Origin of the sequence: Arcicella sp. BE140 (assembly GCF_031456255.1) — a bacterium.
Lineage (GTDB): Bacteria > Bacteroidota > Bacteroidia > Cytophagales > Spirosomataceae > Arcicella > Arcicella aquatica.
Map to the genome: position 1 here is coordinate 86,109 of NZ_JAVDUE010000008.1, position 13,636 is coordinate 99,744.

General features: G+C 34.3%; 10 protein-coding genes. 6 read left to right on the forward strand and 4 right to left on the reverse strand.

Annotated elements, in window-relative coordinates; translation table 11 throughout:
- Window positions 1–187 precede the first annotated feature (187 nt).
- On the reverse strand, window positions 188–766 hold the full coding sequence (locus J2Y60_RS12780; RefSeq protein ID WP_309916156.1) for a TetR/AcrR family transcriptional regulator: 579 nt from the start codon (window positions 764–766) through the stop codon (window positions 188–190).
- Window positions 767–1,047: 281 nt separating this feature from the next.
- Between J2Y60_RS12780 and J2Y60_RS12785 the strand changes: the two genes are divergently transcribed.
- Window positions 1,048–2,424, forward strand: coding sequence for an aldehyde dehydrogenase family protein (locus J2Y60_RS12785; protein ID WP_309916159.1), 1,377 nt, complete (start codon window positions 1,048–1,050; stop codon window positions 2,422–2,424).
- A gap of 29 nt (window positions 2,425–2,453) precedes the next feature.
- On the opposite strand, the gene J2Y60_RS12790 is transcribed toward J2Y60_RS12785, so the two are convergent.
- The 3 genes from J2Y60_RS12790 to J2Y60_RS12800 are packed head-to-tail and all read right to left on the reverse strand — an operon-like array spanning window position 2,454 to window position 6,610.
- Window positions 2,454–3,335 carry an N-acetylmuramoyl-L-alanine amidase-like domain-containing protein gene (locus tag J2Y60_RS12790; RefSeq protein WP_309916162.1) on the reverse strand — a complete coding sequence of 294 codons (882 nt, stop codon included), beginning with the start codon at window positions 3,333–3,335 and terminating at the stop codon, window positions 2,454–2,456.
- A 7-nt stretch (window positions 3,336–3,342) separates the two neighbouring features.
- Entirely contained in the window at window positions 3,343–4,644 is a 1,302-nt protein-coding gene (locus tag J2Y60_RS12795) for an MFS transporter (RefSeq protein WP_309916164.1), read from the reverse strand.
- A gap of 58 nt (window positions 4,645–4,702) precedes the next feature.
- Window positions 4,703–6,610, reverse strand: coding sequence for an alpha-amylase family glycosyl hydrolase (locus tag J2Y60_RS12800; RefSeq protein WP_309916165.1), 1,908 nt, complete (start codon window positions 6,608–6,610; stop codon window positions 4,703–4,705).
- 235 nt (window positions 6,611–6,845) lie between these two features.
- Here J2Y60_RS12800 and J2Y60_RS12805 point away from each other — a divergent pair, with 235 nt between their 5' ends.
- The 5 genes from J2Y60_RS12805 to J2Y60_RS12825 all read left to right on the forward strand — a co-directional run bounded on the left by J2Y60_RS12805 (window position 6,846) and on the right by J2Y60_RS12825 (window position 13,388).
- Complete coding sequence (locus J2Y60_RS12805) at window positions 6,846–8,750, forward strand: alpha-amylase family glycosyl hydrolase (RefSeq protein WP_309916167.1); 1,905 nt, start codon at window positions 6,846–6,848, stop codon at window positions 8,748–8,750.
- 174 nt (window positions 8,751–8,924) lie between these two features.
- On the forward strand, window positions 8,925–9,572 hold the full coding sequence (gene pgmB, locus J2Y60_RS12810; RefSeq protein WP_309916169.1) for a beta-phosphoglucomutase: 648 nt from the start codon (window positions 8,925–8,927) through the stop codon (window positions 9,570–9,572).
- A 288-nt stretch (window positions 9,573–9,860) separates the two neighbouring features.
- Window positions 9,861–12,191: a glycoside hydrolase family 65 protein gene (locus tag J2Y60_RS12815; protein WP_309916171.1), complete on the forward strand. Its 2,331-nt coding sequence runs from the start codon at window positions 9,861–9,863 to the stop codon at window positions 12,189–12,191.
- A gap of 151 nt (window positions 12,192–12,342) precedes the next feature.
- Window positions 12,343–12,723 (forward strand): VOC family protein, encoded by a 381-nt coding sequence (locus tag J2Y60_RS12820; RefSeq protein ID WP_309916173.1) that lies wholly within the window; start codon window positions 12,343–12,345, stop codon window positions 12,721–12,723.
- Between the two features lie 224 nt (window positions 12,724–12,947).
- Window positions 12,948–13,388, forward strand: coding sequence for a 5-fold beta-flower protein (locus tag J2Y60_RS12825; protein WP_309916175.1), 441 nt, complete (start codon window positions 12,948–12,950; stop codon window positions 13,386–13,388).
- Window positions 13,389–13,636: the final 248 nt, after the last annotated feature.

Here is a 13,636-nt window from a genome sequence, read left to right on the forward strand (position 1 = left end):
ATGAGTTAATTTGTAAGATTCAGCGTTAGTGTTATGTCATTTAAACTTTACTCTTTATTCAAATGCTTTTATTCCAGTCTCAATTATCAAAAGGTACCGAAAACTTATTTTCTTTATTATTCCTTATTTTACTATTGGGGGCATTGTATATTGCCTTCAAGATTTTCAATAAGAATAGATAAAACAATTATGGCTTTTTTATCCCATCCCAGCAAGTGAAAAATGCCATTTCGAGGTCTGATGAAGTCATTAAAAACTCCCCTGATAAACGAAGTTTAATCAAAGAACTTGCACTTCCAGTAACCATAGCAATGAGTATTTTAGGAGGGATGTCTCTAACCACTTGTGTGAAAACAGCTTTTCTTAGAAAATCATAAATTGGTTGTTCTAATCTAACAATGTCTTCTTTTTGGAGCATACTAATGTACGGAGAATTCATAAATTGTTCTAAGAAATAGAACTCTTTAGGATTAGTATAATAGTAATTAATCATTTGCAGATAAAAACTACGGAAGCGATCTTTGAAAGGTTTTGAAGGATCATCATTTTTAAATATATTCTGAATCGATTTTTCACGTTTATAGACATAGAGTGCGCAAATGAGTTCGTCTTTACTTTTGAAATAATGATAAATTGTTCCTGCAGCTACATTTGCTTTTTTGGCTACTTCAGACATGGGTGAACTGTGGAATCCATGTTTTGATATTAATTCGAGGGTTGCTTGAAAAATGGCTTCTTTTTTGTCGAAATCTTTAACAGTATTCATAAAATAGTGGAAGGAAGGTAAAATGGGTTTTAGACTCAGTGTGTAAGTGATTAATTGAAATTAGGCTTTAAATATAGATTAAAATTAGGAATAATTAAGTATTTAATTAAATTTCTTAATGATGAATCTATCCTGATTAATTATTTTAGTGTTATCTATATTTTTTTATTTTAATCTATGTGATTAACCTTTTAAAAATATTTAAAAACTAATCAAAAAATGTATATTTGAAAAATGCACTTAACTTTAAGTGATTGCATTAATTTTAAGCCTTTAATTAAATGAAAGTAAGAAATCCAAGAACTGGTTTATATGATTATGAAATATCTCAACTCTCTTTTGAAACACTCAAGATAAAAGCTGATGCAATGCGTCATGCCCAAAAAAGCTGGCAGGCTATCGGTATTGAGCAAAGAATAAAAACAATTCAGCGTTGGAAAAAAGTCTTGGAAAGACATCTTGAAGAACTTACCGAAGTATTGATATTAGATACTGGTAGAAAAATAGAAACTGTTTATGAAATAAATTTAGTATTGGTTGCCATCGACCAATTTTGTGATTTAGCACAGGATTATTTTAAAGTAGAAGTCCAAACTATTCTTCATAATAATACTTATCATATCGAAGAATATTCCGACCCCTTCGAGCTAGTCGGGATTATCAGTACTTGGCAATTTCCTTTTCAGAGTGCAATGATGCAGGCTATCCCAGCACTTTTAGCTGGAAATAGTGTATTGGTGAAGCCTTCTGAAAAAACGCCAAGGTTTGTTCGGGTGCTTGAAAAAACAATTAGCCAAATACCGCATTTTAATAATTTATTGCATTTTATTGAAGGTGAAAAAGAAGTAGGAGAAATGCTTTGTAGCATTACCGATTTAATTTGCTTTACTGGGTCAGAAGAGAAAGCTAGAAAAGTATTTGAAACAAGTGCTAAACATTTTGTACCTGCACAGTTAACATTTGGAGGAAAAGGAGCTGCTATCGTTACAGAAACAGCAGATATTGAGAGTGCCTCATCTGCTATTCTATGGGGCGGAACTTTCAACGCAGGTCAATCATTAGAGTCTATCGAAAGAGTATACGTTCATCGCAATATCCATTCACAGTTTTTATCAAGATTGGTTGGTAAAAGCAATTTATTGACGCTGAACTATCCTAACATTGAGTATGGACAAATAGGGCCTATCATTACAGAAAAACAAGCTACGAATATCAACGAACAATTGGCTGATGCTGTCAAGAAAGGGGCAGTCATCGTAGCGGGTTCTGAAAAATGTATTGTTCAAAAAGGAAGTATTTATTGTCGTCCTACTATTCTAACGAATGTGAGTCACCACATGAAAATCATGAAAGAAATGACATTTGGCCCCATTTTGCCTGTAAAATCATTCTTGAATGAAACGCAGGCACTTGATTTCGCCAATGATTCAAACAGTACTTTTAACTGTTCCGTTTTTGCTGGCAAAGACAGTGAGGCCATGAAAATAGCGCGTAGAATAAAAAGTAAATCTATTACCATTAACGACGTTTATATGGGTAATAGATTCTATAGAAATGAAAAAAGCTCCACAAACGCTGCCGAAACTAAGGCAGAGAATATTGGAACTTTTTCGTTTAAGAAATTCTTGAACCATAAAAATTTAATGTTCAAGAAATAACATTGAAAGCTGGCATTATGCTGAGACTATTATTCTAATTTGAATCTAGCCACCATGATGCCAGTCTGATTTTTTTTAGGAGCCATATATTCTGCCAATGGCCTGTCGGTTACCATTACTCTTTTGAACTCCGAAGAAGCATGAAGTAAATACACCCGTTTGTCTTGCAATCTGATAGCAAAACCTTCATGGGTAATATCTAATCCATCAATATTGGTTGTAATCCCGATAATATCACCATTCATGATTTTATCTTCGATACTTCTGATTTTAGCTTTTGGGATAAAATAAAAATCTTGATTACTGATTTTATTCTCTACCTTCTTTATTTTTTCTTGTAGTGCTACATTAGCTGCGTTAGGGTTTTTATCCCAGTGCGAGCTCATGAAATTTATTTCCTTTTTTATAGGAACACCCCCTAACGAACTAGTGATGTCATCTAAAAGTCCGTCTTTGTTGTGGGTATAAATCCAATCGGAAAAATAATGAATTCTTGATTCATATCCCTTTATTTGCCCTTTGTTATAATATCTGAGGCGTTTTAAATAATATTGGAATTTTTCAAAAGAAATATCATTTTTACGATACGTCAAGCCCATGGCTACACAGCTTTCCACAAAAGTTGAGCAATCAAATTCCCGTAGGTCTACTACTAGTTTCTCCTCATTAGGATTTTCAAGTGTAGCAGCCTTGTAAGGTCTGTTTAGAAAACTTTTGGCAATGTTTAAGGTATAATCGTGCATATTACTACCCTGTGCCATTTGGATTTTCCTTTGATAAATTTCTTCATCTGATAGTGGCTGTTGAAAGCTAGCGGCTGTAACCAACAGCGACGAAAATATAAAAACCTTGCAAGGTTTTATCAAGCTTGCAAGGTTTCTGTTAAGCGTACTTAAATTACTTTTTCTCATGTATTATTTAATCGTTATCTTCTACACGTAGTGTGAGTAATCCTCCCAAAATCATGAATACTCCCCCCAAAGTAACGATATGTATTGGTTCTAATTGCATAAAATTCATGAATTTTTGTAAACCCAAGCTGGCAATTACCTGTGGAATCACAATAAAAAAATTGAAAACGCCCATATAATAGCCCATTTTGTTGGCAGGTAAGCTCCCTGATAACATGGCATATGGCATTGCTAAAATACTTGACCATGCTAAACCAATACCAATAAATGAAGGCAATAGTGCCTCTTTTGAAGTGATAAACATAATTGAGATTAATCCTAAGCCTCCTGCTGTCAGACAAAGTAGGTGCGTTAACTTTCTGCCAAATTTCTTCGCCAATGTTGGTAAAAATAAAGCAAAAACCATTGAAACTCCATTATACACCAAGAAGCAGATACCTACAAAATTTGCCCCATCATTATAAATTTCAGACTTGGTATCTGTTGTGCCAAAAATGTTAGCTGTAACAGCATTCGTCATAAAAATCCACATACAGAATAATGCAAACCAAGAGAAAAATTGAACGACTGCCAACTGCTTCATTACTTTTGGCATGTTAAATAAACCATTGATTGTTTCTTTCACACCATGCATAAAATTCATTTCGTCTTTTTCTCTTTGAAAAAGCTCCATGTCTTCAGGGGGATATTCTTCCGTCTTTAGGATTGTCCAAAGAATACAGATAAAATAAGCAAATGCACCGATGTAAAATGACCATCTAACAGTATCTGGCACAATTCCTTCTGGAGCAGTATTTTGGACACCAAAATAATCTAAAATAGATGGAAGCCCAGAGGCAATCATTGCCCCGACACCGATAAAAAAAGTTTGTACCGAAAAGCCTGTTGTCCTTTGCTCTTTGGGAAGCATATCACCCACAAAAGCTCTAAATGGTTCCATTGAAACGTTAATAGAAGCATCCATTATCCAAAGGATAGCACCAGCCATCCAAAGTACTGATGATTGTGGCATAGCAATCAATGCAATAGTGGCTAAAATAGCTCCTGCAAAAAAGAATGGACGGCGACGCCCCCATCTTGCATGCCAAGTACGGTCGCTCATGTATCCAATAATAGGCTGAACTAATAAACCTGTAAGCGGGGCAGCTACCCAAAGAATAGGAATCTCATCAGGATTAGCACCTAAAGTTGAAAAAATACGGCTTGTATTTGCATTTTGTAGTGCAAAACCAAATTGAATACCCATAAAGCCTATGCTCATGTTGATGATTTGAGCTAGACTAAGGCGGGGTTTTATATCTTTTGTCATAAAATGGTTAATGATGTAATATTAAAGACTCAAATTAAGAAAATATTTAAAATATATTCTATTTTTTCTGAGAAATTTCATAAATAAGTACTGAATTGGGGCTGATTTGAACTGGAATAGATTGACTAGCCTTTTGTGTAAATTGTTCTTTTTGATTGAATTTACCTTTAAAAGTAGCGTCTTTGCTCGGCTTTAATCCCATTGACGACCATGCACCTTCTGGAACTACTAAATCGAACTTTTTTGTTTGAAAATGGTCAAAATTACAAACAATTAAAAGCTTTTGCTTACCAGAATAACGTAAGTAACTATACACTTTTCTACGGTCGTAATTACCATTTTGAATGTATTGCAAATCAAAGAAATTTCCAGTTTGTACAGCATCAGAAGTATTGACAAATTTGATTAAATCGCCATAGAATTTTCTGATATTCTTTTGTTCTTCTGTCAATAGCTTACCATCAAATTTACCATTGTTCATCCACGCTTGATGTGATTTTACACCCCAGAAGTCAAACATAGTCGTGCGGTCTTCGGCCCTATTAAAACCCTCTGGTTCAGAAGCAGACTCTCCTAATTCCTGACCAAAGTAAATCATCACTGGTCCTGTATGCAAGGTAGCCGTCACTACCATCGCAGGAACTGCTGCCATAGGATACCCTTTAGAAAAAGCAGCCGTATTAATTCTCACTTCATCGTGATTTTCTAAAAACCTTAGCATGTGCTCTGAAATGTCGCCAGACTCATGCTGCCAAACATTCGTAATGCTTTCTACACTGGCATCATCTCTGTTTTCTACTAAATGACGAAGGCCATCATACAAACCTACTTTATCGTATAAGTAATCAAAACCTCCTATTTTAATATAATTATGATATTCCTTTGGATTATATATTTCAGCAATGAAAATAATATCTGGATAGCTCTTCTTTACCTCTTTAATAGCATATTTCCAAAACTCATAAGGAACCATCTCTGCCATGTCGCAACGGAAACCATCAGCACCTTTAGAAGCCCAATATTTTAGAATATTTACCATTTTTAGCCAAGTACTTGGGATAGGGTCAAAATGAGTTTGTCGGCCATTTTGGATATCAACACCATAATTAAGTTTTACTGTCTCGAACCAATCGTCGATACTAGGATGTGGAGAGAAAACATCATTACCCGATACTTTCGCAGGCGTTTCAACATAGGGTCCGTCTACTTCTACAGGAGGATTTACGCCATCAGGAATCTGAAATTGCGTATCAGGTAAATAATAGAAATTATTGTGTGGGTCGAATAATTTCGTGGTATCATCTTTTTCACCGAAATCTTCAACGCCTTTTGGTTTCATATCAGAATGATATACCCTTGCTACGTGGTTAGGCACAAAATCCATAATGAGTTTTAAATCATTTTGATGAACCCTTTCAACCATTTCAGCAAACTCTTTCATTCTATTTTTAGGCTTATCGGCAAAAAAAGGGTTGACATCATAATAATCTTTAATAGCAAAGGGCGAACCAGATCTCCCCTTTACTACATCTGGATGATCTTTAGGAATACCATAAGCTGTCAAATCTTCCATAGTGGCATGCTCGATTAAACCTGTCATATAAAGATGTGAATAACCATAATCTTTGAGCTTTTTTAGGGCTAAATCATTAATATCAGAAAATTTAGTAACACCATTTTCAGCTGCAGAGCCATTAAATTTATTCGTAGTATTCTTGTTTCCCCAAAGGTGAAACATCATTTGTAAAATTACTAATTTGTCGTTTTTGATCTTTGTCATATTTTTTTGGACTATGATTTTACTTTTTTTAGGGTCTCTATCTTTGAATTTACTATAATTCTTGGTTTTGGCAATAGCATTTTGCTCAGTGGCTGGGAGTGCTTTGATAGTTTGTTGAGCATTTGCCCAAAAAACGACAAAAACTAAGCCTAATAATGTTGTGACTTTGATTGAATTTTGAGACATTTTTAGAATAAAATTTGGGTATTAGGACAGATTAGCACAGATTCGTTTCTTTTAGCTTTCTTTTATCTTTGCATTAAATTGCTCACAATTTAAGATTTTATTATTAGGAAATTCTTGAAATTATTTGAAAAATTGCATGAATGATAGTAAAAAAAGTAGAATCCAACGTTTATAAAATCCTTTTTTACCCGAGTTTGCGCTATTTTACTGTATTTCCATTAACCATCTTAAACAAATGAAAAAAACAATTTTATCTATTCTTTTATGTTTCTTGATGAATGCTTTGCTGGCTCAAACCACAAGTATTCAACGTATTAACCCGACTAACTGGTGGGTCGGTATGAAAAACCCCAAGCTACAACTCTTAGTTTATGGCAAAAACATTGGCGATTGCGATGTGAAAATCAATTATCCGGGAGTTTCTTTGGAAAAAGTAAACAAAGTGGAGAACCCTAATTACCTATTTCTTGATTTAACAATTGCACCAGCCACCCAAGCTGGGCAAATGATGATTGAGCTTTCAAAAACGGTGAAAGTGCAAAAAGGGAAAAAGCAAGTAGTAGACCAAATCGTAAAAATAACGCAACCTTTTCAATTAAAAGTACGTGACCAAAAGCCACAGGAAATCAATTCAAAAGATTTTATTTATTTAATCCTTCCTGATCGTTTTTCAAATGGTGACCCCTCTAACGATAAATTTGCCGATATGGCTGACCCTGTTTCCGACCGTACAAATCCATTTTTACGTCATGGAGGAGATTTGCTAGGGGTACAAAATCATTTAGATTATGTAAAAGAATTAGGCGCTACTACTATTTGGCTGAATCCAGTTGTAGAAAACAATCAACCCCAAACTAACGAAGGTGGTGCCATGCGTTCGGCCTATCATGGTTATGGTTTTACAGACCATTATAATGTAGATAAACGTCTTGGCGGTAATGAAGCGTATAAAAAACTAATAGAGGCATCTCATGCCAAAGGATTAAAAATTATTCAAGATGCAGTATATAATCACGTAGGAATCAACCACTGGATTTTGAAAGATTTACCAATGAAAAGTTGGTTGAATCAATGGGATACTTATACAAATACTTCCTACCGTGACGAACCTGTGGTTGATATTTTGCATGGTTCGGCTGCTGATTTCAAAGTACAACAAAATGGTTGGTTTGTTCCTTTCTTGCCAGACTTAAACCATAAAAATGAATATGTCGCTAACTTTTTGATTCAACATGCCCTTTGGACGGTTGAAAACTTTGGGATTGATGGCTGGAGAATCGATACCTACCAATACAATGATTTGAATTTTATGAATCGTTGTAATGCTGCCTTGGCAGAAGAATATCCTAAAATGTTTATCACGGGTGAAAACTCTGTACAAAGTGCTTATTCTCAAGCCTATTTTGCGAAAAATAACCTGAATGTACCTTTCAAAAGCTCATTGCCTTCTGCCAACGACTTTGTACTGTTTAATGCCATTAATGATGCATTAAACCAAGGGTTCGATTGGGGAAAAGGGTTTAATCGGTTGTATGCTACTTTGGCAATGGATGCCCTCTATGAAGACGCCAACTTGAACATGACTTTCTTGGATAACCATGATATGGATAGATTTTATTCTGTTATTGGCGAAGATTTTAATAAATTTAAACTAGGAGTAGGCTTTTTATTAACTACTCGTGGAGTACCACATTTATATTATGGTACAGAAAACCTGACTAAAAACTTTAAAAATCCATCGGATGCAGAAGTACGCAAGGATTTTGAAGGTGGTTGGGCTGATGATAAAGTAAATAAATTTTTGGCTTCAGGTAGAACAGAGAAAGAGAATGAAGCTTTTGATTTTGTGAAAAAATTGGCCAACTATCGTAAAAATAGCAATGCTATTACTACAGGGAAATTAACACAATTTTTACCACAGGATGGAATTTATGTGTACTTTAGATATACCGAAAACGAAAGCGTTATGGTAATCATGAGCCAAAATAAAGAAGATAAAAATCTGGATACTCAAAGATTTTCAGAAAGAATGTCGGGTTTCAGTACTGCCAAAAATATTATGACAGATGCATTGGTGGGAGATTTAAAAACGTTAAAAATCCCAGCAATGTCAATCACGATTCTTGAATTAAAAAAATAAGTAAATCCTTACAAACATAATTGTGAATTAGTGATTGAGTGAGTTGTGATTAAGGTATGTTAAAATTTTCATTTGGTTTATTTCTTAAAAGATATTTTCACAGAAGAAATAACATATTCGAAGTCCGATAATTCACTCAATCACTAACTCACAATCACTAACTAAAAAATCCACATGACAAAGATTAAAGCTTGCCTATTCGATTTAGATGGCGTAATTGTTGATACAGCAGTATATCATTTTCAAGCTTGGAGACGCCTTGCGAACGAATTAGGCTTTGATTTTACTGAACATCAGAACGAACAATTAAAAGGTATTTCGCGCATGGAATCATTGGAATTGATTCTTAAATGGGGAAATGTTACTTTAACGGAAGCAGAGAAATTAGCATGGGCAACTCGTAAAAATGACTGGTACCTAGATTTAGTGAAACTAATGACCCCCAAGGAAGTACTCCCAGGTGTTGAAAAGTTTCTTACTGACCTTCGTGAAGCAGGTATTAAAATCGCTTTGGGTTCGGCTAGTAAAAATTCTAAATTGATTTTAGAAAGAATCAATATGTTAGATTATTTTGATGCCATTATTGATGGTAATAACATCACCAAAGGCAAGCCAGACCCACAAGTATTTTTGATGGGAGCAGAGGCAACAGGTACATTGCCAAGTGAATGTGTAGTATTTGAAGATGCAGTAGCAGGAATACAAGCAGCTAAAGCAGGAGGTATGAAAGCAATAGGAGTAGGTGTTGCTGATATTTTAACAGAAGCAGATTTTGTGATTGCTGGCTTTGAGGAAATGACTTTGGATAGATTGAACTTTTAATATTTATCCAAAATACAGTTTAGCACAGCAAATTGAGTGTTAAAATTCTAGTATAAATTCGCACAGAAATTATGACTTTTACGGTGTAATAGTATTAATTCTGATGTTTTTTCTAAATAATAATGCTGTTTTTATGTAAAAGTCGAGAATTGTTGTTTAATTTACTATTAACCATTTTTATAAATACATGATTAAGCTATTGATAATCAGTTGATTTGATTAGTTTTTTCGTGAAGATAGAGATTTCATCTTTATCTTAATAAACAAACTAACCGAGTATAACCATATATGAAAGACTATCTTAAACACGATGAATGGTGTATCATCGAAGAGGGATTTAATCGTGAATTCAACGAAATTACGGAATCTGTTTGCTCTTTAGGCAATGGCCGAATGGGACAAAGAGGAAATTTTGAAGAAACCTTCACTGGAAAAACACTCCAAGGAAATTATGTAGCTGGTGTATATTACCCCGACAAAACACGTGTAGGTTGGTGGAAAAACGGCTACCCTGAATATTTCGCAAAGGTGTTGAATGCTGCCAACTGGATTGGTATTAAAGTTGAAATAGAAGATGAAATTCTTGATTTACATACTGCTGAAGTAAATGATTTTAGGCGAGTTTTGAACATGAAAGAAGGTTATTTACAACGTTCTTTTGTGGCTACTTTGCCGTCTGGCAGACAGGTGAAAGTTAATACCACACGCTTCAATTCTATTGTTGATGACGAATCGGGTGCAATTTCTTACGCAATTACACCCCTTAATTTTGACGGAAAGCTTGTGCTGACTCCATTTATTGATGGCGATATTAAAAATAAAGATGCCAACTATGATGAAAAATTCTGGGACGAAGTACATAAAGAAACTGCCTTTGCTGAAGGATATATAGAGATGGTTACTAAGAAAACAGGTTTTCATGTAGTAACAGGTCAGAAATTCCAAATTTTTCAAGAAGGCAAAGCAATTGATTTTAAAAGCTTCCCTCAAAAAGCAGAAAAATATGTAGCTAGTCAAGTTACTTTGAGTGTAAAAGCCAATGAAGAAACTGTTTTAGTAAAATATGCTTGTAACCTTTCTTCTGAAAACCATAAAATAGAAGATTTACTCCCTAAAGCCAAAGCTTATTTAGCCAACATTGAAGCCAAAGGCTTTGATAAAATGCTAGTAGAACAAGCTGAAAAGTGGGCATCAAAATGGGAAATGAATGATATTGTGATTGAAGGTGATGTGGCTGCTCAGCAAGGTATCCGTTTCAATATTTTCCAGATGAACCAAACTTATACCGGGGAAGATGCTCGTTTGAATATTGGACCAAAAGGTTTTACTGGCGAAAAATATGGTGGCTCAACGTATTGGGATACCGAAGCTTATTGTATTCCTTTTTACTTAGCAACTGCCGACCAACAAGTAGCTCGTAACTTATTGGTTTATCGTTGGAAACAGTTAGGTAAAGCCATTGAGAATGCCCAAAAACTAGGTTTTAAAGATGGTGCCGCATTGTATCCAATGGTTACGATGAATGGCGAAGAATGCCATAACGAATGGGAAATTACCTTTGAAGAAATTCACCGTAATGGAGCCATTGCTTATGCCATTTATGACTATGTAAACTATACAGGCGATGAAGCTTATCTAGCTGAATATGGTTTTGAAGTCTTATTAGGCATTGCTCGTTTCTGGGCACAGCGTGTAAACTGGTCGGAAGCGAAAAAGCAATATGTAATGCTGGGAGTGACGGGACCAAATGAATATGAAAACAATGTAAATAATAACTGGTATACAAGTTATTTTGCTGTTTGGTGTATGAAGTATTTGATGGAGGTAGCGGATAAAATCAAAGCATCAAATCCTGAACGATATAATGAGCTAGCTAGTTTTACAAACCTTGATGAAACTATTGAGTTTGAAAAATTCAAGAGTATTACTAGCAATATGTACTTGGGCGAAGATAAAGCGTTAGGCATTTTCTTACAACAAGATGGTTTCTTGGATAAAGAATTAATAAAAGTAACTAATCTTCCAGCTCATGACAGACCAATCAATCAAAAATGGTCGTGGGATAGAATATTACGCTCTTGTTTTATCAAACAAGCTGACGTGTTGCAAGGAATATATTTCTTTGAAGATGATTTTGACGCTGAAACCATCAAGCGTAATTATGATTTCTATGAACCAATGACGGTTCATGAGTCATCATTAAGTCCATGTGTGCATTCGATTATTGCGGCTAAGTTAGGAGATAAGGCTCGTTCTTATGAATTCTATCAACGTTCGGCACGTCTGGATTTAGATGATTATAATAATGATACCGAAGATGGTTGCCATATTACTTCGATGGCAGGTACTTGGATGTCAATCGTAAAAGGATTTGGCGGTATGCGTGTTCGTAATGGTCAGGTATATTTAGCACCATTCGTACCTGAAAACTGGAATTCATTCTCCTTTAAAATTCGTTTCAGAGACAATTTGTTGAATATCAAAACTTTTGCTCATGAAGTAGTCATCGAAAATTTGGCTGGAGATGATATTACCATTTTTGTGTACAACGAAGCTGTAGTTTTGAAAGCAAATTCGACAGTAAATATTGAACAAAAAAATGTAGAAGCTGTAGCTTAGTCTACCGATATTATTTTAAACAAAGCCCCTTGAAGGATTTTCTTTTGAGGGGCTTTGTTTGTTTAGTATCTTTCAATAAAAAGTAACAAATGCTTAGAAATTTTTAAGTGTAAAAACATTAACTTGGCACCAACATATAAACAACAATAACATGGAAAGCTTAACGGTAAATAACTTTGTCAAAGACATCAATAAATCGATTGAATTTTATAAACAAATTGGTTTTGAAACTATCATGACTGTTCCTGAAGAAGGAGATTTCGTTTGGGTGATGCTCTCAAATGGAGGGGTAACGATAATGTTGCAGACGATGGATAGTTTAGGCGAAGAATTGCCTGATATTGATAGAAACAGACTAGGGGGGAGCTTGCTATTTTATATCAAACTAAAACAAATTCGAGATTTTTTTGAAAGCATTAAAGATAAAGTAGAAATCGTAAAAGGACTAGAAAAGACTTTTTATGGCGCAACAGAATTTACGATTAAAGATATTGATGGGTATTACCTGACTTTTGCGGAGGATGAAGCGTAAATAATTGTATTTTCTTTTATTCTTAAAATTCATTGAATCCAAATGACCATAGTTTTAAACGCATTTTGAGATAATAAATGTTCTCTAATAATTCTCATTATAATTGCTGACAATCTTCATGTTTTAGGTAGTATTAGTATAATAAATTTGAACTGTAAATCAGGGAGTTAAGTGTTTTAGCTAAAATGATTTTTCAGTGTTAAACTAATAAAATAAATACCAAAATGAAAAAGGCAATTATGGTTTTCGCTTTTGTAATGAGTGTGATTTCGATAAGTTTCGCTCAGCAAGTAAAAGATTATAAAGGACATTTGATTGATGCTAAAGGAGATATCTATTTTAATGGTACAAAGATAGGAAGTGTGTCAAAAGACCAGTTTATAAAAGATGCAAAAGGACAAAAAGTAGGCTTCATTGATAACCAAGGTAATCTGACTGATGGAAATGGTAAAAAAATGGGACATTGGGGAAAAGATGGGAAAACATATTTTGATCCTAACAATGATATTATGTTGAAGGTAGTGGATAATAAAGATGAAACCTGTAATATCTATGATGCCAAAGGGAACAAATTAGGGAATGTGCATGATAGCTATAAGTCTGTTGCATGTGCGATACATTGTTTTGATAAAAAGATGAGCATGAAGGATCATACAAAGCATTAAAAATAAATAATTATTGACAAGGAACTCCTTATTTAAGAACTTAACTCATTCTTAAATAGGGAGTTCTTTATGATGATAGGATATACTATTACAAACGAGCTTACTTAATAACAAAGTGTTAATAATAACATATATCACTTAAGTCCTACTAGAAATATCATTCTTAAATCATTCCTATTTGTCTAATTTGCCTAAAGTTTAGTGCATTTCAAGCATTGAGAGAAAGTTTTAAATTAGTATTGAGAGAA